General features: G+C 63.0%; 23 protein-coding genes and 3 pseudogenes. 14 read left to right on the forward strand and 12 right to left on the reverse strand.

Annotated elements, in window-relative coordinates; translation table 11 throughout:
* Positions 1 to 363, forward strand: a pseudogene (locus BLX41_RS34750) (DEAD/DEAH box helicase); the annotation flags it as partial.
* 79 nt (positions 364 to 442) lie between these two features.
* Here the strand turns inward: BLX41_RS34750 and BLX41_RS07820 are convergent.
* The 5 genes and pseudogenes from BLX41_RS07820 to BLX41_RS07835 all read right to left on the reverse strand — a co-directional run bounded on the left by BLX41_RS07820 (position 443) and on the right by BLX41_RS07835 (position 4,753).
* A complete protein-coding gene (locus BLX41_RS07820; RefSeq protein WP_123724415.1) occupies positions 443 to 1,675 on the reverse strand; it encodes a TIGR03862 family flavoprotein in 1,233 nt (410 codons plus the stop codon).
* Between the two features lie 185 nt (positions 1,676 to 1,860).
* A complete protein-coding gene (gene galE / locus BLX41_RS07825) occupies positions 1,861 to 2,874 on the reverse strand; it encodes a UDP-glucose 4-epimerase GalE (protein WP_123724416.1) in 1,014 nt (337 codons plus the stop codon).
* 2 nt (positions 2,875 to 2,876) lie between these two features.
* On the reverse strand, positions 2,877 to 3,128 hold the full coding sequence (locus BLX41_RS33330) for a hypothetical protein (protein ID WP_148059697.1): 252 nt from the start codon (positions 3,126 to 3,128) through the stop codon (positions 2,877 to 2,879).
* Positions 3,079 to 3,532, reverse strand: a pseudogene (locus tag BLX41_RS34755) (hypothetical protein); the annotation flags it as partial. The pseudogene BLX41_RS34755 and the gene BLX41_RS33330, both read right to left, overlap by 50 nt.
* Before the next feature lie 300 nt (positions 3,533 to 3,832).
* On the reverse strand, positions 3,833 to 4,753 hold the full coding sequence (locus BLX41_RS07835; RefSeq protein WP_123724418.1) for a histone deacetylase family protein: 921 nt from the start codon (positions 4,751 to 4,753) through the stop codon (positions 3,833 to 3,835).
* A gap of 75 nt (positions 4,754 to 4,828) precedes the next feature.
* On the opposite strand from BLX41_RS07835, the gene BLX41_RS07840 reads away from it, so the two are divergent.
* The 3 genes from BLX41_RS07840 (at position 4,829) to BLX41_RS07850 (ending at position 6,959) form a co-directional block, all read left to right on the forward strand.
* Positions 4,829 to 5,398, forward strand: coding sequence for a GNAT family N-acetyltransferase (locus BLX41_RS07840; RefSeq protein ID WP_123724419.1), 570 nt, complete (start codon positions 4,829 to 4,831; stop codon positions 5,396 to 5,398).
* Between the two features lie 101 nt (positions 5,399 to 5,499).
* The gene (gene tesB / locus BLX41_RS07845) at positions 5,500 to 6,369 is read left to right on the forward strand and encodes an acyl-CoA thioesterase II (protein ID WP_011063621.1); all 870 of its coding nucleotides are present in this window, start codon (positions 5,500 to 5,502) and stop codon (positions 6,367 to 6,369) included.
* Entirely contained in the window at positions 6,366 to 6,959 is a 594-nt protein-coding gene (locus BLX41_RS07850; RefSeq protein WP_123724420.1) for an HAD family hydrolase, read from the forward strand. Before tesB ends, BLX41_RS07850 begins: the two co-directional genes overlap by 4 nt.
* A gap of 31 nt (positions 6,960 to 6,990) precedes the next feature.
* Here the strand turns inward: BLX41_RS07850 and BLX41_RS07855 are convergent, their stop codons facing one another.
* Together BLX41_RS07855 and ypfJ are read right to left on the reverse strand one after the other, a co-directional pair.
* On the reverse strand, positions 6,991 to 7,962 hold the full coding sequence (locus tag BLX41_RS07855) for an alpha/beta hydrolase (RefSeq protein WP_123724421.1): 972 nt from the start codon (positions 7,960 to 7,962) through the stop codon (positions 6,991 to 6,993).
* Entirely contained in the window at positions 7,963 to 8,853 is an 891-nt protein-coding gene (gene ypfJ / locus BLX41_RS07860; RefSeq protein WP_123724422.1) for a KPN_02809 family neutral zinc metallopeptidase, read from the reverse strand.
* Between the two features lie 141 nt (positions 8,854 to 8,994).
* Between ypfJ and pcaQ the strand changes: the two genes are divergently transcribed.
* The 3 genes from pcaQ (at position 8,995) to pcaG (ending at position 11,363) form a co-directional block, all read left to right on the forward strand.
* Positions 8,995 to 9,924 (forward strand): pca operon transcription factor PcaQ, encoded by a 930-nt coding sequence (pcaQ, locus tag BLX41_RS07865; protein ID WP_123724423.1) that lies wholly within the window; start codon positions 8,995 to 8,997, stop codon positions 9,922 to 9,924.
* A gap of 103 nt (positions 9,925 to 10,027) precedes the next feature.
* Positions 10,028 to 10,747: a protocatechuate 3,4-dioxygenase subunit beta gene (gene pcaH, locus BLX41_RS07870; protein WP_123724424.1), complete on the forward strand. Its 720-nt coding sequence runs from the start codon at positions 10,028 to 10,030 to the stop codon at positions 10,745 to 10,747.
* Positions 10,748 to 10,757: 10 nt separating this feature from the next.
* Positions 10,758 to 11,363, forward strand: a complete 606-nt coding sequence (pcaG, locus tag BLX41_RS07875; protein ID WP_123724425.1) for a protocatechuate 3,4-dioxygenase subunit alpha — start codon at positions 10,758 to 10,760, stop codon at positions 11,361 to 11,363.
* Between the two features lie 56 nt (positions 11,364 to 11,419).
* Here pcaG and BLX41_RS07880 read toward each other — a convergent pair whose 3' ends face one another.
* A complete protein-coding gene (locus BLX41_RS07880) occupies positions 11,420 to 12,268 on the reverse strand; it encodes an aldo/keto reductase (protein ID WP_123724426.1) in 849 nt (282 codons plus the stop codon).
* Between the two features lie 304 nt (positions 12,269 to 12,572).
* On the opposite strand from BLX41_RS07880, the gene BLX41_RS07885 reads away from it, so the two are divergent.
* The 4 genes from BLX41_RS07885 (at position 12,573) to BLX41_RS07900 (ending at position 16,400) form a co-directional block, all read left to right on the forward strand.
* Positions 12,573 to 13,349 carry an IclR family transcriptional regulator gene (locus BLX41_RS07885; RefSeq protein WP_015637135.1) on the forward strand — a complete coding sequence of 259 codons (777 nt, stop codon included), beginning with the start codon at positions 12,573 to 12,575 and terminating at the stop codon, positions 13,347 to 13,349.
* Positions 13,350 to 13,545: 196 nt separating this feature from the next.
* Complete coding sequence (locus tag BLX41_RS07890; protein WP_123724427.1) at positions 13,546 to 14,598, forward strand: Gfo/Idh/MocA family protein; 1,053 nt, start codon at positions 13,546 to 13,548, stop codon at positions 14,596 to 14,598.
* Positions 14,599 to 14,605: 7 nt separating this feature from the next.
* A complete protein-coding gene (locus BLX41_RS07895; RefSeq protein ID WP_123724428.1) occupies positions 14,606 to 15,421 on the forward strand; it encodes a sugar phosphate isomerase/epimerase family protein in 816 nt (271 codons plus the stop codon).
* 100 nt (positions 15,422 to 15,521) lie between these two features.
* Entirely contained in the window at positions 15,522 to 16,400 is an 879-nt protein-coding gene (locus BLX41_RS07900; RefSeq protein WP_123724429.1) for a DMT family transporter, read from the forward strand.
* 6 nt (positions 16,401 to 16,406) lie between these two features.
* Here BLX41_RS07900 and BLX41_RS37215 read toward each other — a convergent pair whose 3' ends face one another.
* From BLX41_RS37215 to BLX41_RS07910, 3 genes and pseudogenes are all read right to left on the reverse strand, one after another.
* Positions 16,407 to 17,270 carry a methyl-accepting chemotaxis protein gene (locus BLX41_RS37215; RefSeq protein WP_404942756.1) on the reverse strand — a complete coding sequence of 288 codons (864 nt, stop codon included), beginning with the start codon at positions 17,268 to 17,270 and terminating at the stop codon, positions 16,407 to 16,409.
* A pseudogene (locus tag BLX41_RS37220) lies at positions 17,262 to 18,029 on the reverse strand (MCP four helix bundle domain-containing protein); the annotation flags it as partial. The pseudogene BLX41_RS37220 and the gene BLX41_RS37215, both read right to left, overlap by 9 nt.
* A gap of 91 nt (positions 18,030 to 18,120) precedes the next feature.
* Positions 18,121 to 19,455: an MFS transporter gene (locus BLX41_RS07910; protein WP_123724431.1), complete on the reverse strand. Its 1,335-nt coding sequence runs from the start codon at positions 19,453 to 19,455 to the stop codon at positions 18,121 to 18,123.
* Positions 19,456 to 19,982: 527 nt separating this feature from the next.
* On the opposite strand from BLX41_RS07910, the gene quiC reads away from it, so the two are divergent.
* The 3 genes from quiC (at position 19,983) to BLX41_RS07925 (ending at position 23,017) form a co-directional block, all read left to right on the forward strand.
* Positions 19,983 to 21,893 (forward strand): 3-dehydroshikimate dehydratase QuiC, encoded by a 1,911-nt coding sequence (quiC, locus tag BLX41_RS07915; RefSeq protein WP_123724432.1) that lies wholly within the window; start codon positions 19,983 to 19,985, stop codon positions 21,891 to 21,893.
* Positions 21,894 to 21,997: 104 nt separating this feature from the next.
* On the forward strand, positions 21,998 to 22,675 hold the full coding sequence (locus BLX41_RS07920) for a TetR/AcrR family transcriptional regulator (RefSeq protein WP_123724433.1): 678 nt from the start codon (positions 21,998 to 22,000) through the stop codon (positions 22,673 to 22,675).
* Positions 22,676 to 22,792: 117 nt separating this feature from the next.
* Positions 22,793 to 23,017, forward strand: a complete 225-nt coding sequence (locus BLX41_RS07925) for a hypothetical protein (protein WP_123724434.1) — start codon at positions 22,793 to 22,795, stop codon at positions 23,015 to 23,017.
* A gap of 51 nt (positions 23,018 to 23,068) precedes the next feature.
* On the opposite strand, the gene BLX41_RS07930 is transcribed toward BLX41_RS07925, so the two are convergent.
* On the reverse strand, positions 23,069 to 23,699 hold a 631-nt coding region (locus BLX41_RS07930; protein ID WP_185073447.1), incomplete at its 5' end, for a shikimate dehydrogenase.

A 23,699-nucleotide genomic window follows, 5' to 3' on the forward strand; every position in this document is an offset into this window, starting at 1 on the left:
GCCGAGGACTATATCCACCGCATTGGTCGCACCGGGCGTGCCGGTTCTACCGGTGAGGCGATTTCCCTGGTGTGTGCCGACGAGGTCAACTTGCTGTCGGCGATCGAAATGCTGACTCGCCAGACATTGAAGCGTCATGAAGAACAGGATTTCGAGCCCGAGCACCGGGTGCCGGAAACCGACGCCAGTGGCCAGGTGGTGAAGAAGCCGAAGAAGCCCAAGAAACCGAAAACCTCCGGCGGTGGCGGCAAGCGCAACCTGGGCAAGTGGGTGGACAGTGGTGAGGTAGCCGAAGCGCCGGCGGTGAAACCCGTACGCAAGGTCCCGGCGTTCAACACTGGGCCGCGCAAGCGCAAGCCCTGATTTAATAGTGCGCTGACCACTTCGCCGGCAGGCCGGCTCCTGCAATCCCCTGTAGGAGCCGGCTTGCCGGCGAAGCTGTTTACGGCCTGTGCCGCAGCCACTCCAGCATTCCCAACCCGGCCCGACGGCCGCTGGCAAAGCAGGCGGTCAGCAGGTAACCACCGGTGGGCGCCTCCCAGTCGAGCATTTCCCCAGCGCAGAATACGCCTGGCACCTGCTGGAGCATCAGGCCTTCGTCGAGGGCCTCAAAAGGCACGCCCCCGGCGCTGCTGATGGCTTCATCCAGCGGACGTGGTTTGATCAGCGTCAGGGGCAGGGCCTTGATTGCCGCTGCCAGGAGTGCCGGATCGTTGAAAGTGGGGGCTGCTGTCAGCTCCCGTAACAATGCCGCCTTGACTCCCTCTATCCCCAACTGACTTTGCAGGTGCTTGGCCATGGAGCGCGAGCCGCGCGACTTGGCCAGGGCGGCCTGGACCTTGTCCAGAGGTTTGCCCGGCAGCAGGTCAATATGAATGGTCGCTTGCCCGTGCTGGTTGATGCTTTCGCGGATAGGCGCCGACAGTGCATAGATCAGGCTGCCCTCGATGCCGCTGGCGGTGATCACGCATTCCCCCAGGCGTGGGCGGTCGTCGTTGAGGCCGATGGCGACGTTCTTCAACGGGGCACCGGCGAATTTGCCGCGCAGCAACTCGCTCCAGGCACTGACCTCAAAACCGCAATTGCTTGGTTGCAACGGCGCAACTTGCACTCCACGCAGCTCCAGCAGGGGTAGCCACGCACCATCGGAACCCAGGCGCGACCAACTGCCACCGCCCAATGCCAGCAGGACGGCATCCGCCTTTACCGCGCTTTCGCCTTCGGGGTGCTGGATGCGCAGGCTGCCGTCAGCATTCCAGCCCAGCCAGCGGTGCCGGGTGTGGATAACCACCCCGGCGTCGCGCAGGCGCTTGAGCCAGGCGCGTAGCAGCGGCGCGGCTTTCATATCGGTGGGGAACACCCGTCCGGAGCTGCCGACAAAGGTTTCGATGCCCAGGTCATGAATCCACTGGCACAGCGCTTCGGCGCCGAATTCCCGCAGCAGCGGGGCGATGTGCGGCGCCCGTTCGGCGTAGCGGGAGAGAAAGGCCGGATAGGCTTCGGAGTGGGTGATGTTCATGCCACCCACCCCGGCCAGGAGGAATTTTCGGCCCACCGATGGCATGCCGTCGTACAGGTCGACCCGAACTCCGGCCTGGCTCAGTACCTCGGCGGCCATCAGGCCGGCGGGACCGCCACCGATAATCGCGACGTGGGAAGTAGGGGAGGGGGACATCAAAAAACCTGGAAAATGGGAGGGGTGGTCATTGTAAGCAATGCTCGGGAACAGTGCCTGCAGGATGAGTTGCCGGCCATTGATACAACGTCATGACCGGCACTCACCAAGGCCTTGATTAAATCTGCACGAACTCCGTAAACCCATGAAGCAGTCGTGCCGGCCAGTGCAGTCTTCATTTAAAACTACCGGTACCCATCTGGGTTATTCGACTGCCAACGCCAGGTATCCTCCATCATCTCCTTCAGCCCCAGTTCTGCCTTCCAGCCCAGATCGTGAAGTGCCTTGGACGGGTCTGACCAGCATTGCGCAATGTCGCCCTGGCGACGTGGGGAGAGCGTGTAGGGAATGCTGCAGCCAGAGGCATCCTCGAATGCCCGGATCATCTCCAGTACCGAGTAACCCACCCCAGTCCCGAGGTTCCAGGCGTTTATACCGGTGTGCCGGGAAATGTAGTTCACGGCTGCTATGTGCCCTTTGGCAAGGTCAACTACATGAATGTAGTCCCGAACACCGGTGCCATCGGGGGTCGGATAGTCGTTGCCATAGATGGAAAGACTTTCGAGTTTTCCCACTGCGACACGGCTTATGTAGGGCAATAGATTTTCCGGAAGGCCGTTTGGGTCCTCGCCCAGAAGTCCACTCTGATGTGCCCCCACCGGGTTGAAGTAGCGCAGCAGGGCAACTGACCAGCGTGGATCGGCAGCAGCCATATCCTGCAGCATCTTCTCTACCATTAACTTGGAGGTGCCATAGGGGTTGGTAGGTGTTCCCAGCGGGCAGCTCTCGACAATCGGCATCTGCGCCGGGTCGCCGTACACTGTGGCAGAGGAGCTGAACACCAGGCGGTAGATGCCCGCGGCGGCCATGGCCTGGCACAAGGTGATGCTGCCACTCACGTTGTTCTGATAGTAGGACAAGGGCTGTTTTACGCTCTCTCCGACGGCTTTCAGGCCCGCGAAGTGCAATACCACATCAATCTCGTACTGGGAAAAAATACGGTCAAGGATGGCGCGGTCACAAACATCACCTTGAACAAATACAGGGGCACCACCGGTTATTTGTTGCACGCGCTGTAGCGAGAGCATGGAACTATTGCACAGGTTATCCAGAACCACCGCTTCGTGGCCTGCCTGAAGCAACTCCAGCAATGTGTGTGAACCAATGAACCCTGCGCCGCCAGTTATTAAGAACCGCATAGTTATGAGCCTGTTTCAAGTGAGTGCTGACAGTCCGGTCGCAGTATCATCTGGATCTGATGATGAATTTTGAAAAATGATACAGCACTGCCAATAGGTTTTAACGCTTTGATTCTGGCAGCAGAATAAAATTTGCCCGCGTCAAACCCGGTGTTCAGCGCGCTTGCCAGTTGCGGGATCTTGTTTTTGATCACTCTCAAATCTGCTGCCCTCACGCCAATATTCGGTGATGTTCCGGAAAAGCGCTTGAGCATGTTCTTTCACGAGCTGGAAGTTAGAGGGAGTGGATGTAGAAGCGTTAATGCTTTTCCAGCGACGCTTTCATATTGGGATGCTTGTGGGTGGCGTAGTTGATCGGCGCTCAAGTGCAGTTGGAGAGACTTGGGTGTTTCTCGATTGATCTTCTTGAGAAACTCCAGCCACTGCTGATGCCGATGTTGATATTCAATACGCCAAATCAAATGCCCCTGAAGTTAATCCAGGACCCTGAACAGCGTAGCGCTGCGATGACACACATAATCGTGCGACTGCATCATGCTCCGGTAGCGCCATCGAGGTTTACCGATGCGCGGTTGAGTGACTGGCTCAAGGACGCGACGCACAGCTTCGAGGGGCAGAAGAGGTTTACGGCCCCACCTGGCTTATCGAGCAAAGCGTTATCTGGCAATGAGTGTGGGCGACGAAAAACGCTAGGGAGGTGTGTGGCCACCCTGATCAAAAAACAGACACCGCTTTACTAGCCTTGCAGAACAAGGGGTCTAGCGCCTTTCACTCAGGTTATCCACAGGCAGCTCCACAGGGATTGGGGGTAAGCGACCCATAACAGCATGACCGTCTGGTGACATTGATCAAAAAACAGACGAAAGCCTGGAGGCCCTGTGGAACAAGGGCTGTAGAGGCTTTCGCCCAGGTTATCCACAAGCGGCTCCACAGCGGATGTGGGTAAGGCCGCAAGGGCTCAGTAGCAGCCTGATGACTCCCAGACCCGCTGTGCACTGTGGTGGAGGATACCGTGGCGACGGGCCAGGGCCTGGCGATCCTTGCTGTAGCCACCGCCGATCACGCCGACCACGGGGATATCCCGGCCCAGGCAATGGCGCATGACCCGCTCGTCGCGTTCGGCCAGGCCGGCATCGGTGAGCTTGAGGTAGCCCAGGGCGTCGTCCTGGTGCACGTCGACCCCGGCGTCGTAGAGCACCAGGTCCGGCTGATACAGGGGCAGCAGGTAGTTGAGGGTGTCGTCCACCACGTCGAGGTAGTCGGCGTCGCCCATGCCCATGGGCAGCGGGATGTCCCAGTCGCTCTGGGCCTTGCGTGCGGGGAAGTTCTTTTCACAGTGCAACGAGACGGTCACCGCCTCGGGGGTATGTTGCAGGATCCGTGCGGTGCCATCGCCCTGGTGCACGTCACAGTCGAAGATCAAAACCCGTCCCACGCGCCCGCTTTCCAGCAGGTAATGGCTGATCACCGCCAGGTCGTTGAAGATGCAGAACCCCGCCGGATAGTCGTAGTGGGCATGGTGGGTGCCGCCCGCCAGATGGCAGGCCAGGCCATGCTCCAGTGCCTGTTCGGCGGCCAGCAAGGAGCCGCCGACGGCGCGTACCGTACGCCGGGCCAGGGCTTCGCTCCAGGGCAGGCCGAGGCGCCGCTGGTCTTCCCGGGACAACTCGCCACTCATGTAGCGTTCGATATAGCCAGGATCGTGGGCCAGGGCCAGGACCTCCGCGGGGCACAGTTGCGGGCGCAGCAGATCGGCGTCCCGGGTCAGACCGCTGTCCACCAGGTGATCGCGCAGCAGGCGGAACTTGTCCATGGGGAAGCGGTGCTCCGCCGGGAACTCGGGGCTGTAGTCGTCGTGATAGATCAGCGGCAATGTCATGGCATTTTCTTAGATGAACCCGTGAAGGATCCTACCAGCGATGTAGACTTGCACCCACGGAAACGGAGGGCACCGATGGAGCCGATACTGCAACTCGAGAGTGCGCGCCTGTTGCTGCGCCAATGGCGCGACGACGATTTGCCGGCATTTGCGGCAATGTGTGCCGATCCACAGGTCATGCGCTACTTTCCCGCGCCCTTGAGTCGTCTGGAAAGTGCCGCGCTGATCGGGCGGGTACGCGGGCATTTTGCCGAGCACGGCTTCGGGGTCTGGGCCCTGGAGCGTAAGGACACTGGTGCGTTCATCGGTTTTACCGGACTGGGCGTCGTCGGTTTCGAGGCGTCGTTCACCCCGGCAGTGGAAATCGCCTGGCGCCTGGCTCGCGAGCACTGGGGCCTGGGTTATGCCAGCGAAGCGGCCTGGACAGCCTTGCGTTGCGCTTTCGATCGTCTGTCCCTCGACGAAGTCGTAGCCTTTACCACCCGCAACAACCTGCCGTCGCAGAAGGTGATGCAGGCCATTGGTATGCATCACGCTGCTGCGGACGACTTCGAGCATCCGAACCTCGCTGGCGATCACCCGCTGCGCGAGCATGTGCTGTACCGCATTACCCGCGAACAATGGTTGGAAACCTTGCATGGATAGCAAGCGCGCACGTTTAGAATGTGCCGATGAGGTGCGACCCCAATTGATTTGACCGCCGCAGCCGAGATTGCGCGGTTTTGCTCTGTGTGAGGAGAGTCTGAATGAGTCATGTGCTGGATGATCTGGTCGATCTGTTGACCCTGGAAGCCATCGAAGAAAACCTGTTTCGCGGTCGCAGCCAGGACCTCGGTTTTCGCCAGCTGTTTGGCGGCCAGGTGCTCGGCCAGTCGTTGTCCGCAGCCAGTCAGACGGTGGAGGAAGCGCGCCACGTGCATTCCATGCACGGCTACTTCCTGCGTCCCGGGGATGCCGCGCTGCCGGTGGTCTACCAGGTGGACCGGGTGCGCGACGGCGGCAGTTTCAGCACCCGGCGGGTGACGGCGATCCAGAAAGGCAACCCGATCTTCACCTGCAGCGCCTCGTTCCAGTACGACGAGCAGGGTTTCGAGCACCAGAACAGCATGCCCCAGGTGGTCGGGCCGGAAAACCTGCCGTCGGAGCTGGAGATCACCACCCAGCGTGCGCACCTGATTCCCGAGCACATGCGCGAGAAACTGCTGTGCCCCAAGCCCATCGAAGTGCGCCCGGTGACCGAGAAGGACCCCTACAACCCGCAGCCCATGGACCCGGTGAAGTACGTCTGGTTCCGCGCCGACGGCGCCCTGGCGGACAGTCCGGCGCTGCACAAGTACCTGCTGGCCTATGCCTCGGACTTCGGCCTGCTGACCACCTCGATGCTGCCCCACGGCAAGTCGGTGTGGCAGAAGGACATGCAGGTCGCCAGCCTCGATCACGCCCTGTGGTTCCACGCCGACCTGCGTGCTGACGACTGGCTGTTGTACGCCATGGACAGCCCCTGGGCCGGTAACTCCCGCGGCTTCTCCCGGGGCAGCGTGTTCAACCGTGCCGGTCAACTGGTAGCCTCGGTGACTCAGGAAGGGTTGATCCGTCATCGCAAGGATTGGGCATGAGTCTTTCAGACATAGAACATTGGGTGTTCGACATGGACGGCACCCTGACCATCGCCGTGCATGATTTCGCGGCGATCCGCCAGGCGCTGTCGATTCCTCCGGAGGACGACATCCTCACTCACCTGGCGGCCTTGCCGGCGGCTGAGTCCGCGGCCAAGCACGCCTGGCTGCTGGAGCACGAGCGCGACCTGGCCCTGGGTTCGCGTCCGGCCCCGGGAGCGGTGGAACTGGTGCGGGAACTGGCCGGGCGCGGTTATCGCCTGGGCATCCTCACGCGCAATGCCCGCGAGCTGGCTCACGTGACCCTGGAGGCCATCGGCCTGGCGGACTGCTTTGCCGAGGCCGATGTGCTGGGGCGCGACGAGGCTCCGCCCAAACCCCATCCCGGTGGCTTGCTGAAGCTGGCCGAGGCCTGGGATGTGGCACCGCAACGCATGGTCATGGTCGGTGACTATCGCTTCGACCTGGACTGCGGGCGTGCCGCGGCGACGCGCACGGTACTGGTGAACCTGCCGGACAACCCCTGGCCGGAACTGACCGACTGGCATGCGCGCGATTGCGCACAGTTGCGGGAATTGCTGTCGGCTTGAGTGGCGGGCCCTTTCACCGGCAAGCCGGCTCCTATTGGAATAGGGCCGCCTGACCTTCGGCTGAGGTGAACATCCTGTCGCCGTCGTGCCCGACCCCGGGCACTTCCACCAACCGTTGTGGCAAGCCTTGCGGATGACGCCGCATCAGGTAGTCGAAGTAGTTGTGCCCGCGAATCAGCCGGTAGGCACCCTGGGTCTCGGCGGCGCAGCTCTTGTCCAGGGCCGGGTGGTTGGGGTCTATGTCCTGCTGGCCCAGCAGGTAGGTGATGTGGCGCGTCACGTAGCCTTGTTCGAGCTGCGCCGGGGACTGCTCGGTGGCATAGGCCGGGAGCCGGTTCAGTCCGTATTTCCAGTTGTTGAACCCCGGGCAACTGGCCGGCTCGAAAGCCACCGGGCGCGTTGCATCGAAGTAGGCGTAGGACGACGGATTGGCGATCACGTAGCGCAGTTCGATTCCGGCCTGCTTCAGCTCGGCATGTTGCCCTGTGGTCAGGGCATAGCGCTGCACCACCTGGGCGCCGCCGGAATGGCCGGCGATTACTACGTCCTTGAGTGACGGGAATAGCCTGCGGTCCTTCAGGCGCTGGAGGATAGCGTCCAGTGCGGCGTAGGAGCTCAAGGCAACGGGCCCGCTGGACGGTTCGCCGGCCATCCAGTCATTGCCCTTCCAGCGCAGCAGCGGGTCCGGCAGCTGATGACGGGCGATATCGCTCTGATTGAGAAACTGTGGGGCGATCACCAGGGTCGCGGCGCTTTGCCCGGCCTGCCCGGCGGCGGTTTCGCCGCTGTGCAGATAGGTCTGGGCATTGCGCAGCCGCCCATGAACGATGATCAGCGCCCGCTGCACTCCGGGCAGTGGCTGGCGCCAATCCTGGCTCAGGCCCAGGGCCAGTTGCCCGCCCTCCAGGGGCATGCGTTCGGGGCTGATGACCTTGACGCCGTGTTCCGCGGCCTGGGCGCCGAGGCAGCCCAGGCACAGTAATGCCGCCAGCAGTCGGCACATCTACAGGCTCTTGGCGGCGAAGGTGTCGCACTGGCCGACCTGGCCCTGGCTGAAGCCGGTCTTGAACCAGCGCACCCGTTGCGCCGAGGTACCGTGGGTGAAGGAATCCGGTACGACCCGGCCCTGGCCCTGTTGCTGCAGACGGTCATCACCGATGGCATTGGCGGCGTTCAGGGCTTCTTCCACATCTCCGGGCTCCAGCCAGTTCAGGCGCTTCTGCCCATGGTAGGCCCAGACTCCAGCCAGACAGTCGGCCTGCAATTCCTGGCGCACCAGTAGACCGCCATCACCTTCCATCTGCCGGCCTTGCTGACGTGCGGCCTGCATTTTCGCCGAGACTCCCAGCAGGGTCTGTACGTGGTGCCCGACTTCGTGGGCAATCACGTAGGCCTGGGCGAAGTCGCCGGCGGCGGAAAAGCGCTGGGTCATCTCGCGGAAGAAGTCCATGTCCAGGTACACCTGCTGATCGGCAGGGCAATAGAAGGGGCCGCTGGCAGAGGTGGCGGCGCCGCAGGCGGAGTTGACCCGGCCTCGGAACAGAATCAGCTTGGGCGCCTGATACTGGCGGCCGGCCTGCTGGAAGATCTGGCCCCAGGTGTCTTCGGTGTCGCCGAGGATGGCGCGGACGAACTCCGCCTGCTCGTCATTGGCCGGTGGATTCTTGCGCGCCTGGGTGGTGGCCGGGGCCGAGGTCTGGCCGCTTTGGCCCACCAGTTGGCCGAGGATCTGCAACGGGTCCTGGCCGGTGGCCCAGCCGATACCGACGATCAGGATGATCGCCGTCAGGCTCAGTCCCTTGCCACCGCCAAAACGCAGGCCGCCACCGCCGCCACCGCTGTCATCTCGCGCATCCACGACGTTGTCGCTGCGCCGGCCTTTTTTCCAAAGCATGGGGGAGTCCTCGTTTTTTTCTGTTGGTCAGTGTTGCTGGTAGCTCGAACCGGCGCCAGTCCGGTCGTCAGGGATTTTTGCGCACGCTACCATGGCCCGCAGCCGGATCGATCCGCTGCAGACACATTTCGGGGCCCACTATTGAACATCGACACCCGCATCAAATTCCGTCACCTGGTGTGTTTTCTTGAAATGGCGCGCCAGGGCAGTCTGGCCCGGGCCGCCGATGTACTTGCGGTGAGCCAGCCGGCGATGTCGAAAACCCTCAAGGAGCTGGAGGCGCTACTGGACACCCGGCTGTTTGCCCGGAGCAAGTCGGGCCTAAGCCTGACCGAGGCCGGGCGGGCTTTCCTGCGATTCGCCGGCCCTTCGGTGCAAGCCTTGCGCGAAGGCGTCAATAGCCTGCGCGGCGGCGAATACGCTGCCGGGCTGGTGCGTATCGGCGTGTTGTCCACCGTGGAAAGCCTGCTGCTGCCGGAGGTGATGCGGCGCCTGCACCAGCGGCATTCGGCATTGACGGTCAGCGTGGTGACCGGGCCCAGCGCCTACCTGCTCTCGCAATTGCGGGTCGGCGATCTGGACCTGGTGGTGGGGCGCATGACCGAGAGTCCAGAGATCCAGGGCCTGAGCTTCGAGCACCTGTACAGCGAATCCATGACCCTGGTGGCCCGTCCCGAGCATCCACTGGCGACCGGGCCCCTGGACCGCGATGCGGTCAGCACCTATCCGCTGGTACTGCCCCTGGGTGGCACCAGCATTCGCAAGCACGCCGACAGCCTGTTCATTCAGTGCGGTATCGCCCAGTCGCAACAGCGTCTGGAAACCTTGTCGGTGGCCCTGAGCCGGCGCTACACCCTGTCCAGCGATGCGCTGTGGATAGCGCCGCTGGACGCAGTGCGCCTGGATCTGGCCAATGGCGAGTTGCGGGAGCTGGACCTGGGCCTGCGCGAGCCGGGCGGTTCGGTAGGAATTTCCAGTAATGCCAGCCTGCCGCTGTCCCTGGCGGCGCAGTGGGCGGTGGAGGTGCTCAGGGAAGTGGGGCTGGCCTATCGCGAGGGCAGTTATCCATAACCTTTTGGTTATGGTTGAGTGGTGGCTTTTCAATTTTCCACCCTCCTGATTTGTTTGAAACTGCGTCGGATGTGCTCCATAAATCAAACAACAGGAGATCGACATGTCTGATGCAGACAGCAGTCGCTTCGTGATTCGCGACCGTAATTGGCACCCCAAGGCCCTGACCCCCGACTACAAGACCTCCGTCGCCCGCTCCCCGCGCCAGGCGCTGGTGAGCATTCCACAATCGCTCAGCGAAACCAGTGGCCCGGACTTTTCCCACCTGCGCACCGGGCGTTTCGATAACGACCTTTTGCTCAACTTCAACAACGGCGGCTTGCCAGTGGGCGAGCGGATCATTGTTTCCGGGCGGGTCTGCGATCAATACGGCAAGCCGATCCCCCACACTCTGGTGGAGATGTGGCAGGCCAACGCCGGTGGCCGCTACCGGCACAAGAACGACCGCTACCTGGCGCCCCTGGACCCGAACTTCGGCGGCGTCGGCCGGGCCCTCACCGACCGTGACGGCTACTACAGCTTCCGCACCATCAAGCCCGGGCCTTACCCATGGCGCAACGGCCCCAACGACTGGCGCCCGGCGCATATCCACTTCTCCATCAGCGGTCCGTCGATTGCCACTCGGCTGATCACCCAGCTGTACTTTGAAGGCGATCCGTTGATCCCGCTGTGCCCGATCGTCAAGTCCATTGCCAACCCGGAGGCGGTACAGAGCCTGATCGCGCGCCTGGACATGGGCAGTGCCAATCCCATGGACTGCCTGGCCTACCGCTTCGACATCGTGCTGCGCGGCCAGCGCAAGACCCACTTCGAGAACTGCTGAGGAGCCTGCCATGCCTGTTCAATTGCTGCCTGAAACCCCCTCGCAAACGGCCGGCCCCTATGTGCATATCGGCCTGGCCCTGGCGGCGGCGGGAAACCCCTCCCGCCCCGAGGAAATCTGGAACCAGATGGCCAAGCCCGATGCGCCGGGCGAGCAGATCCTGTTGATCGGCCACGTCTACGATGGCAATGGCCACCTGGTGCGCGATTCCTTCCTGGAGTTCTGGCAGGCCGATTCTGCCGGGGTCTATGACCCGGTGTTCGATACGGAAAAACCGTTCAACTGCTTTGGCCGCACCGCCACCACCTTCGATGCCGGGGAGTGGACCCTCAATACCGTCAAGCCCGGGGTGGTGAACAACGCCGCCGGCGTGCCGATGGCGCCGCACATCAACCTGTCGCTGTTTGCCCGGGGGATCAATATCCACCTGCACACCCGGTTGTACTTTGCCGACGAGCCGGAGGCCAACGCCCAGTGTCCGGTGTTGAACCTGATCGAGCAGGCACAACGTCGGGAAACCCTGCTGGCCCATCCTTGCGAGGTGAATGGCCAGCGCGCCTATCGCTTCGACATTCGCATCCAGGGTGAAGGCGAGACGGTGTTCTTCGACTTCTGAAAAAAGCCTGAGGCCATGCATGGCACCCGGCGGGGGCCACCCATGGCCGCAGTGGGTCAATGATCGAAATGATCCCAGACCGGAGCGAAGTCCGGGCTGACCTGACGCTGATCCTTGGGCAGGCCGGCGATCAGTGCCCGGTCTTCATCGTCCAACTGCAGCTTGAGGGACTCCAGGTTGGCCAATTGGTTGGCCCGACTGCTGGCTTTGGGAATGGCCGCGACGTTGTTCTGATCCAGCAACCACTTGAGCGCCACCTGGGTCGGCAGCACGCCGTGCTTGGCGGCGATCTGCCGGATCTCGGCCACCTCGGACACCTTGTTGCGTGCCAGCGGCGTGTAGGCGGTCAGCACCATGTCGCGGCTGCGGGCATAGTCCAGCAGGCCGCTTTGCCCCAGCAGCACGTGGTATTCCACCTGGATCGCCGACAGCGGTGCACCCAGCCCTTCAATCACCCGACGCAGCAGCACCAGGGGGAAATTGGCCACGCCAATGTGCTTCACCAGTCCCTGTTCCCTGAACGACACCAGGGTTTCGATGCTGCGTTCCAGCTCCCAATCGCTGGTGGGCCAGTGGATATGAAACAGATCCACATAATCGCAGCGCAGGGCTTTCAGGCTGCGCTCCAGGGAATGGCGCATGGCCTCGGGGCGCAGTTGGTCCCACCAGACCTTGGTGGTGAGGTGGATCTGCTCCCGGGGCACCGGGGTGTTGGTCAGGGCCTGGCCCACGGCGTCTTCGTTGTTGTAGGCCTGGGCGGTATCGATGTGTCGGTAACCCAGGTCCAGGGCCTGTTCCACGGCGCGAGTGCACTCGTCATCGAGCATCGGCCAAGTGCCGAGGCCAAGCTTGGGCATGTGCAGGCCGCTGTGGGTCAGGACTGGGCAATCTACGGAGTGAGGCATGGGCAATCTCCCTGTGGATAAAAGAACACGGCCGGGTCGGCGAGGGCTGTAGGGCGTCGCTGGTTTGGACAGCGCAGCCGCACAGAAAATGCCCGGCGAATCGAGGGTGGAGGCCAGTTGCAGCCATTGTATTTATGGAAAGTGATTCCAAAAAATATACGAGCTCGGCTAACCTGCGCACAAGGCGTTGTGTTGGGTGAAAAGCCCGCTTTCGTCGATTCCGGGCGGTAATCGAACCACGCCCTGCAGTTCCCCAACCGGCCCGTTGTCACTAGAATCGGCCAAATTTTGTCGGGACCCGACCATGGCTGGCAGTCAAATCGAACGCGTCTTCAGCGTTCTCGAACGTCTTACCGGTGATCCCCGCGGCCTGCCGTTGCAGACCCTGGCGGAACAGCTGGAAATCCCCAAAAGTGCAACCCATCGCCTGTTGGCGGAGTTGATTCGCCTGGGCTACGTGCGGCAGAACCCGGACAACCTGCGCTACCAGCTGTCCACCCGGCTGGTGGCCATGGGCTTTCGCTACCTGTCTGCCAGCGGCGCGGACATCGTCCAGCCGGTACTCGATCGCCTGGCCCAGGAGTCCGGCGAGCTGGTACGCCTGGGGGTGATCGAAGGCGAGCGTCAGACCTGGATCGCCAAGTCCCAGGGCGCCCGTTCCGGGCTGCGTTACGACCCGGACATGGGCCGCGAGGCGCCGCTGTTCTACACCGCTTCCGGGCATGCCTGGCTGGCCACTCTGAGTGACGCCGAGGCGTTGTCCCTGGTGGAGCGCCAGCGCGTGGAAACCCCGGCGGACCTGGGGCCCAATGCGCCGCGCTCGAACATCGAGTTGCTGGAGCGCCTGCGCCTGGCCCGCGAGCAGGGCTACGCCTGGGTCGAGGAAAGCTCGGCGGTCGGCACCTCGGCAATTGCCGCGGTGGTGCGCCATCCCATCGATGGCCGGGTCGTGGGTGTGCTCAGCGTTGCCGGCCCCAGCGCGCGCCTGCCCCTGGCGCGGCTGCATGAACTGGCGCCATTGCTGCTGCAATTTGCCCAAGAGCTGTCGGCCGCCAGCCAGGCTTCCGAACTGTTCAACTGACGCCACGCGCTCTGCCCGTAGCCGTTGCTTGCCCTGGCGGCTACGGGCAGAGCAGGAAGGCGCAGGGTTTCCGCGAATCCTTACAAAGCCGTTCGGTAATCGGACAGTATTTTTTATCGCTCTTGTGTGAAATTGGAACTGAGTTCTAAATAATTGAATATCAGCGTCCCGATAACAATCACAAGAGGATTCGCCATTGAACCCGCCACTGCGCATTGCCCTGATCGGCGTCGGCAATATGGGGCAGCAGCACTATCAACACCTCAAGACCCTGGCCGAGGCCAGTCTGTGCGCCGTGGCCGACCCCGGGCCCCAGGCGCAAGCCATCGCCGGGCAATGGCAGGTGCCGCATTTCAGCGATCACCGGACCTTGCTCAAGGACGCGCGCCCGGATGCGGTCATCGTCGCCAACCCCAATAACCTTCACGTCAGCACTGCCCTGGATTGTCTGGCGGCGGGTATCCCGGTGCTGCTGGAAAAACCCGTGGGCGTGCACCTGGATGAAGTGCGCGAGCTGGTGGCGGCATCGCGCACTAGCGGCGTGCCGGTGCTGGTGGGGCATCATCGGCGACACAATCCGTTGATCGCCCGGGCCCATGAACTGGTGCACGGCGGCGCCCTGGGCCGGCTGACCACAGTCACTGCGCTCTGGCAGTTGCACAAGCCCGAGAGTTACTTCGATGTGCCCTGGCGTCGTGAGCCCGGCGCCGGCATGTTGCTGACCAACCTGATCCACGACCTCGACCTGTTGCGCCACCTGTGCGGAGAAGTGCGACAGGTGCAGGCCATCACCAGCAATACCGTGCGTGGTTACGCCAATGAGGATTGTGCGGCGGTACTGCTGCAGTTCGACAACGGCGCCCTGGGCAGCCTCACCGGTTCCGATGCGGTGGCGGCGCCCTGGAGCTGGGAGCTGGATTCCGGGGAGAACCCGGTGTATCCGCGCCAGGCCGATCAGCCTTGCTACCTGCTGGCCGGCACTCAGGGAGCCTTGAGCATTCCTCAGCTCAAGCGCTGGCACTACGCCGAAGCGGGCGCCGGTTGGCACCAGCCCTTGTTGATGCAGCAGGAAAGCTTCGTGCCGGATGAGGCGCTGCGCTTGCAACTGCAGCATTTCGTCAAGGTCGCCCGGGGCGAAGTCGCGCCCCTGGTCAGCGCCGCCGATGCCGCTCGTACCCTGGCCCTGATCGAAGCCATTCGCCAGGCCGCCGCCACGGGTCGCGCCTGCACCCCAACCCCCATTGAGTGAACAACTGATGAGTGAACGGATTTTTTCCCTGGCCAGCCTGACCGTGCTGGAGCTGTCTCCGCCAGAGATGGTGGAAGTGGCGGCCCGTGCCGGCTACAGCCATGTGGGCCTGCGGCTGGTGCCGGCAACCCCGGAGGAACATCACTTTCCGCTGGTGGCCGATACCGGCTTGCGTCGGCAAACCCGGGATCGCCTGCGCGATACCGGCGTGCGGGTGCTGGATGTGGAGATCCTGCGGCTCAAGCCGCAGACCCGGATCAGCGACTTCGAGGCGGTGCTGGCGGTGGGCGCCGAGTTTGCCGCCAGCGAACTGCTGGTGGCGGGCAATGATCCGGATGAGGCGCGCCTGACCGACAACTTTGCCGCCTTGTGCGATCTGGCGCAGCAGTACGGACTGCATCCCCATCTGGAGTTCATGCCCTGGACCGACGCGCGCAACCTGGAACAGGCGGTGCGGGTGGTGGAAAACGCCGGCCGTGACAATGGCTGTGTGCTGGTGGATGCCTTCCACTTCGATCGTTCGGGATCGCGCCTGGAGGACCTGGCCAAGGTTGATCCGGCGCGCCTGCGTTATGCACAGTTGTGCGATGTCGCCGGGCCCTGTCCGGCCGATATGCAGGAGATCCTGCGCCAGGCCCGCAACGAGCGGCGTTTTCCAGGGGAGGGCGACTGTGATCTGGCGGGGCTGCTCAAGTGCCTGCCGCCAGAACTGCCCCTGAGCCTGGAAATACCCACGGTGCAGTTGCTGGAGCAGGGTGTGAGTGCTTTGCAGCGAGCGCAGATGGCGCTGGAAGCAACTCGCGCGCTGCTGGTCAGGATCTGAGTCGGCGGGAGGGCTTTCGCCGGCAAGCCGGCTCCTACAAATACCCGGTAGGCGCTGGCGGAACGCGAAGCCGTGTTTTCAATCACCCCAAGGAATGCCCATGACCCGCAGCACGCCACTTTCCGGGATCAATCACCCCTTCAAGGGCATTCTGCTGATCGTCCTGGCGACCTTCCTGTTCGCCAGCCACGATGCCCTGTCCAAATACCTCTCGGGGTTCTTCCCGGTGATCATGGTGGTCTGGGCCCGTTACCTGATCCATACCTTGCTGATGGCCGGGATCTTCCTGCCGCAATCGGGCCTGCGTGTGCTGCGCAGCAAGCGCCCACTGCTGCAACTGGCCCGGGCTCTGTGTCTGTTGAGCACCAGTCTGCTGTTCACCTCGGCGTTGCTGTTCATCCCCCTGGCCGAGGCCACGGCGGTCAACTTTCTCGCCCCGGTGCTGGTCACCGCATTGTCGGTGCCCTTGCTCGGCGAACAGGTGACGCGCGGCCAATGGCTGGCGGTGATCTGCGGGTTTGTCGGGGTGCTGATCATCGTTCATCCGGGGGGCGAGCTGTTCACGCCGGCGGTGTTGCTGCCGTTCTGCTCGGCGCTGTTTTTCTGTTTCTATCAACTGCTGACCCGCAAGCTGGCCGAGCATGACAGCCCCACCACCAGCAACTTCTTCGCCGGGCTGTGCAACACCCTGGTGATGAGTGCGCTGGTGCCGTTCTTCTGGCAGACCCCGGGCCTGGTCCATGGCGTGCTGATGCTGGCGCTGGGGGCTTGCGGCATGAGTGCCCACCTGTTCCTGACCCAGGCCTTTCGCCATGCGGCGCCGGCCCTGTTGGCGCCCTTCGGTTACTGCCAGATTGTCTTTGCCGGGCTGCTGGGCTGGCTGCTGTTCGGCCATACGCCGCCGCTGATCACCCAGTTGGGCATCGCCGTGATCTGCTTCAGCGGGTTGGCGGCGGCCTGGCAGCAGCGCCGCCGCTGAAACGACTCAGAAACGGAAGCGCACCACCAGGTTCTGCAGGCCTGCCGCCAAGTGCGACAGCTCCTGGCTGGTGGCGTTGGTGCGTGTGGCGGCGTCGGCGCTTTCCAGGGACAGGTCGCGGATGTTCAGCAGGTTGCGGTCCACTTCACGGGCCACTTGGGCCTGCTCTTCCGAGGCACTGGCGATCACCAGGTTGCGCTCGTGGATCTGCTCCATGGCCCGGGTGATTTCCCCCAGGGCCAGCCCGGCCTGTTCGGCGATGGACAGGGTCTGGGCCACCCGCTGACTGTTGCCGTGCATGGACTGCACCACGCTGTCGGTGTCGCCCTGGACCCGGCCGATCATCTGTTCGATTTCCTGGGTCGACTGCTGGGTGCGATGGGCCAGGGCCCGCACTTCGTCTGCCACCACGGCAAAACCACGGCCGGCTTCCCCAGCCCGCGCGGCCTCAATGGCGGCGTTCAGGGCCAGCAGGTTGGTCTGTTCGGCAATGGCGCGGATCACGTCCAGCACCTTGCCGATTTCCCGTGACTGCTCGGCCAGGGTCTGCACTTGCTGCAGGGCGGTGCCGACATTGCTGCTCATGGCCTGGATCGAGTCCAGGGTCTCGATCACCCGGGCTTGCCCCTGAGTGGCCTGGGCGGTGGACTGGCGGGTGGTGTCGGAGGTGGACACCGCGTTGCGCGCCACTTCCTCGACGGCCACGGTCATCTCGTTGACGGCTGTGGCTGCTTGCTCGATTTCGTTGTGTTGCTGCTGCAGGCGGCTGGAGTCCTGATGGGTGCTCTGGCTCATCTGTTGCGCGGCAGCGGCCAGTTGGGTCGAGGTGCTGCTGATCAGTTGCAGGGTTTCACGCAGGCTGGCCTGCATGCTGGCCAGGGCCTTGAGCAGGCGCGCGGTTTCATCGCTGCCCTCGCTGTGGATCGGTCGGCCGAGATCGCCGGCGGCCACTTGCTCGGCCACGCCCACGGCCTGGCGGATAGGTACGACGATGCTGCGAATCAACAGCCAGGCCAGGCACAGGGTCAGCAGGGCGACGGCGATCAGGGCGCCGATCACCGTGACTTTGACCTGGGTGTACAGCGCGTCGGCATGCTGCGCCGACTGGCTGACTTCCTCGGCAGTCAGGTTCATCAGTTCGGTGAACTGGTCGCCGGTCTGGGTCGAGTAATCCTGGATCTTGCCGTTGAGCAGAGCCGTCATCTCGCTGCTGCGATTGTCCTGGGACAGGGCTTCGTACTGGGCCAGGGCCTGTTGGTAGCTCTTGACCGTGGCGAGGAATGTCTCGTATTGCACCCGGTTGTGATCGCCCACCAGCGGCGCGAACCTGGCCAGGGCCTGGTCGAGCCAGGCTTGTACCTGATGCAGGCGGGCAATGGTGCTTTCCAGCACTTGCGGTTCACGGTTGAGGGCCATGCGCAGGCTCAGTACGCGGATGCTCAACACATAGTCGCGCACTTCTCCCAGGTAGCGGGTGCTGGGCAGGGAAATGTTTTCGGTGTGCTGGCCGGTGGCGCGGACTTCGGCCACTTGCTTGAGGGCGAACAGCCCCTGCAGCAGGACCAGCAGGGCAATCACGCCGAAGCTGATCACGGCGCGTTTGGCGATGCTCAGGTTACCCAGCGTCATGGGACGATCTCCGAGTGTGGAAAAACAAAAAGGGGGGAGGGGGAGCCGATAAAAAAACGCAGGCCCTGAGCGGGCCTGCGTGAAAGGAGCATCAGTCTTCTACGTGAGGAATCTTGCGCGGGGCCATGAAGTACATCCAGGTCAGGGCAATGAAGTACATGGCCGGGATCAGGGTGAACAGCAGGGTGTAGTTGTTGTTGGTGACGGTGAGGATGTGGCCGACGATCTGGGTCATGAACATGCCGCCGATGGCCGCGCACATCCCGCCAAAGCCGAACACGGTGCTCATCATGTGCTTGGGCGTGTAGTCCATCACCAGACTCCAGATGTTGGCGGTCCAGGCCTGGTGGGCACCGATCCCCAGGGAGATGGCGAACACGGCCAGCCACAGGTTGGCGGTGCCGGCGGCCATGATCACGCCGATGATGCAGCAGGCGAACAGGAACATCGACAGCAGCCGCGCCTTGATCGGGTTCATGCCGCGTCCGATCAGGAACGAGGAGAGGATGCCGCCACCGACGCTGCCGAAGTCGGCGGTCAGGTAGATGATGATCAGCGGGATGCCCATCTGGGTCACGTTGATCCCCAGGTTGTACTGCTGGTTGAGGAACGGTGGCAGCCAGTACAGGTAGAACCAGAACACCGGCGCGGTCAGTGAGTAGGCCAGGGCGAAGGCCCAGGTGCCGCGCATGCGCAGGATGCGGCTGAAGGGCACGCGGGTCGGCTCGGGCTCCACCTGTTGCTGGATGTAGGCCAGCTCCGAGGCTTTGACGCTGGGGTGATCTTCCGGGTTGAAGTACTTCAGGCCCCAGAACAGCAGCCACACACCGCCCAGCGCCGCCATGCACAGGAACGCCGCTTGCCAGCCCCAGGCGTGGAGGATCAGCGGCAGCAGCATGGGGGTGAACATTGCGCCGACGTTGGTCCCGGCGTTGAAGATCCCGGTGGCCACGGCCCGTTCGCCGGCCGGGAACCACAGCCGCGTGGTCTTCACGCAGGCCGGGTAGTTGGCGGCTTCAGTGAGCCCGAGAATGAAGCGGCAGACCATGAAGCCCGCGGCCGAAGTGGCCAGGCCATGGGCGCCGGTGGCCAGGCTCCACAACAGCACGGCGAAGAAGAATACCCGCTTCACCCCAACCCGGTCGATCAGGCGGCCCTGGAGCACGAAGCCCACGGCGTAGCCGACCTGGAACCAGAAGTTGATGTTGGCGTAGTCCATCGCCGTCCAGTTCATTTCCTTGGCCAGGATCGGCTGCATCACGCCCAGTGCGGCGCGATCGATGTAGTTCAAGGTGGTGGCGAAGAACACCAGGGCGAGCATGCCCCAGCGGGTCTTGCCGACGGCCATGGCGCCGCGGATCTTGTCGCCGATGCCGCCGGCAACGCTGAGGCTCGGGGCGATGCGAGAGCTTTGGGAAGGAGTCATGTGGGCCATCCGTTCAGTGGCTGACGAGCCAGGGCTCGTTGGAACTCAAGGGCGCGTAATCAATCGTCAGCGAGGGCATGAGCGCCTGGGGCTGGGTGATTGATCGGCTGGGTTGGTTCGTCGAGCCGTTGATTGCGGACCGGCGAACGCCATAGGTACGACGATCTGCTCAGGGCTGTAGCGCGTCGTGATCCAGGGTGCCGATTGAGGCCGTTCCAGGCGCGAGCCAAAGGGATGTGCAGCAGTGCGGGGCGTTGAGTGCAAGCATGAGGATGTACCCGATTTTTGAAATTTTTATGGTGTGTTCTGGGTCTGGGTGATTGAAGCCACGGTTTTTTCGGGCGGCTCAATGTGCTGTCGATGGTGCGCAGTGGCTGAAAAATCGTCAATTCGCCAAGCGGCTTTGTGTTCGATAATCGAACACAAAACTAACTGGTTCGTACACTTTAAATCACGCTGTGGAATAATCCGCAACATCGAATAAAAGGCTCGGGCGCAACCGGCCGTCATTCCCCGGGAGTTGAATCATGCAGCGTTCCATTGCCACCGTTTCCTTGAGCGGTACCCTGCCGGAAAAACTCGAAGCCATTGCCGCCGCCGGATTCGATGGGGTGGAGATTTTCGAGAACGACCTTCTCTACTACGACGGCAGCCCCCGGGAAATTAGACAGATGTGCGCCGACCTGGGGATCGCCATCACCCTGTTTCAGCCATTCCGGGACTTCGAGGGCTGCCGCCGCGAACGCCTGTCGCGCAACCTGGAGCGAGCCGAGCGCAAGTTCGACCTGATGCAGGAACTGGGTACCGACCTGGTGCTGGTGTGCAGCAATGCCCAGGCGGACAGCCTGGGAGACCGGCAGATCCTCATCGACGATTTGCACCTGTTGGCCGAACGGGCCGCAGTACGCGGTTTGCGCATCGGCTATGAAGCCCTGGCCTGGGGCCGCCATGTGAACACTTATCAACAGGTCTGGGACATCGTGCGTAGCGCCGATCACCCAAGCCTCGGGGTGTTGCTGGACAGCTTCCATACCCTGTCGCTCAAGGGCGACCCGGCGGCGATTGCCGAGATTCCGGGGGACAAGATCTTCTTCGTGCAGATGGCCGACGCGCCGATCCTGGCCATGGATGTGCTGGAGTGGAGCCGGCATTTCCGCTGTTTCCCGGGCCAGGGCGAATTCGATCTGCCGGGCTTTCTGGCGCCGATCATCAAGAGCGGCTACACCGGGCCGCTGTCCCTGGAAATCTTCAACGACGGCTTTCGCGCCGCGCCGCCGCGGGCCAATGCCGCCGACGGCCTGCGCTCCTTGCTGTACCTGGAGGAGAAGACCCGCGAGCGCCTGCTGCAGGAGGCGCAGCCGGTGGCCAACCTCGACATCCTGCTTGCCCCGCCGGCCGTGGAAGCCTATGGCGGCACCGAGTTCCTCGAATTCGCCGTGGACGAAGCCCTGGGCGCCAAGCTGGGTAGCTGGCTGGAGCGCCTGGGGTTTGCCAAGGCCGGCCAGCACCGTTCCAAAAGTGTCAGCCTGATGCGCCAGGGGGACATCAACCTGATTCTCAACTCCGAGCCCTATTCCTTTGCCCACAGCTTCTTCGAAGCCCATGGCCCTTCGGTGTGCGCCACGGCCATCCGGGTCAAGGACAGCGCCAAGGCCCTGGAGCGGGCGGTGGCCTACAAGGGCCAGCCTTATCGCGGGCTTGTAGGCCCCAACGAGCTGGAACTGGCGGCGGTGCGTGAACCCGACGGTAGCCTGATCTATCTGGTGGACCAGCAGCAGGGCGGCCAGCACCTGTACGACACCGACTTCAACATGCATGACGATGTGCAGGCCAAGGGCGGGCTCAAGCGTATCGATCACATGGCCATGGCCCTGCCGGCGGACAGCCTCGACAGTTGGGCGCTGTTCTACAAGAGCCTGCTGGACTTCGAGGCCGATGATGAAGTGGTGCTGCCCGATCCCTATGGCCTGGTGAAAAGCCGCGCCTTGCGCAGTCGCTGCAGCTCGATCCGCTTGCCGCTGAACATCTCGGAGAACCGCAACACTGCAATCTCCCATGCACTGTCCAGCTATCGTGGCTCGGGTGTGCATCACATCGCCTTCGACTGCGACGACATCTTCGCCGAGGTCAGCCGCGCCAAGGAGGCCGGGGTGCCGCTGCTGGATATCCCCCTCAACTACTACGACGACCTGGCAGCGCGTTTTGATTTCGACGATGAGTTCCTCAGCGAGCTGGCGTACTACAACGTCCTGTATGACCGCGACGCCCAGGGCGGCGAGCTGTTTCACGTCTACACCGAACCGTTCGAGGGGCGGTTCTTCTTCGAGATCATCCAGCGCAAGAACGGCTACGCCGGCTATGGTGCGGCCAACGTCGCGGTGCGCCTGGCGGCCATGGCCAAGTCGCGCAGTGGTGCGGTGCGTCAGGCCAAGTTGTAGCGGATTGGTAACCGGAGGCGGCAATCCACCGCCTCTGTACTTTCTTTCGCGACAGGACGCGGCCCATAATCGCCCGCGTGTGCAGTGATGGCCGTGAGCCCAGAATGACAATGACCAGTGAACGCTCGATTGCGCCCGATGAGCCTGCTCTCGAACCGCGCAAGAGTCGCAAGAACAACCCGGAAAAGACCCGCGAGAACATCCTTCAAGAAGCCATTGTCGAGTTCGTCCAGCAGGGACTTTCCGGTGCGCGGGTGGATGCGATCGCCGAGCGCATCCATACCTCCAAGCGCATGATCTACTACTACTTCGGCAGCAAGGAGCAGCTCTACGTCGAAGTGCTGGAGAAGCTCTACGGCGATATCCGCAGCACCGAGAGCCGCCTGCACCTGGCGGAACTGGCGCCGCAGGAGGCGATTCGCCGGCTGGTGGAGTTCACCTTCGACCACCACGACCGCAACGTCGATTTCGTGCGCATCGTCAGCATCGAGAATATCCACAAGGCCGAGTACGTAAAGCAGTCCGGCGTGATCAAGGCGATGAACAACACCATCCTTCATGCCCTGGGCGAGATCCTCGAACGCGGCGCGCAGGAGGGGGTGTTCCGTAGCGGCCTGGACCCGCTGGATGTGCACTTGCTGATCAGCTCCTTCTGTTTCTACCGGGTGTCGAACCGTCACACCTTTGGCGAGATCTTCCAGATCGATCTGCCGGACGAAAGCATCAAGCAGCGGCACCGGGAAATGATCTGCGAATCGGTGCTGCGCTACCTGCAGGCCTGACCCGGAGCTTCAGGACCGGGCTGGCTTGTGCAGGCGCTGGCTTGCCAGCCAAAGCGTCCGTAAGATCGCCCTCGTCACCCCGGCTCCTACAGCCCCCCCTACGACAAGGAAAGCACCATGGGTAACCCCGTCCCAACGCTTAAAATCATCCTGATCCTGATGATCGTGGTCGACACGTTCTGGTTCGGCGAGCGGCTGCTGTCCCTGACCGGGTTCAGCGTATTCGACTGGTTGCCGAGCTCGGTGATCAATCTGGTGGGCATTCTTGGCAGCCTGCTGATGATCCTCTTCAACGTGCTGCTGATCGGCTTGCTCTCACGCTTGCAGCTCAAGTCCGAATAAACGCAATGCTGGTAGCCGCTGCCTGGGCGAGCGGCTACAGGCACTGGCGCCTCAGCCGTTCATGCTCTGGAAGTGCGCCAGCATGCGTTGCGGGTCGGCGCTCTGGCCACTGAACAGCTCGAACGCCTTGACCGCCTGGAACACGGCCATGGTGCCGCCGTCCAGGGTCCGGCAACCCAGGGCACGGGCATTGCGCAGCAGTTCGGTGTCCAGCGGGAAGTAGACGATCTCGGCCACCCACAGATCCGCTCGCAGCAGTTCCACCGGCACCGGCATACCCGGCAACTTCGCCATGCCCATGGGCGTGGTGTTGACCAGGCCGTCGGCGCTCGCCAGGGTGCTGGGCAGGTCGCCCCCGGCCTTGGCCCGAGCAGCGCCGAAATGCTGGTTGAGGTTGTCCGCCAGGCTTTGCGCCCGCTGCTGCTCCACATCGAAAATACTCAGTTGTTCCACGTCTTCGCTGAGCAGGGCGTGGGCCACTGCCGCTCCGGCGCCGCCGGCCCCCATCTGCACCACGTGCCGCCTGGCCACACCTTGCAGGCCGCGCCGGAACCCTTCGGCAAACCCCAGGCAGTCGGTGTTGTGGCCGACCCGCTTGCCGTCCTTGAGGACCACGGTGTTGACCGCGCCAATGCCGCGAGCCTCGGGGGACAGTTCGTCCAGCAGCGGCAGAATGCTCTGC

Origin of the sequence: Pseudomonas protegens, assembly GCF_003732485.1 — a bacterium.
Lineage (GTDB): Bacteria > Pseudomonadota > Gammaproteobacteria > Pseudomonadales > Pseudomonadaceae > Aquipseudomonas > Aquipseudomonas protegens_B.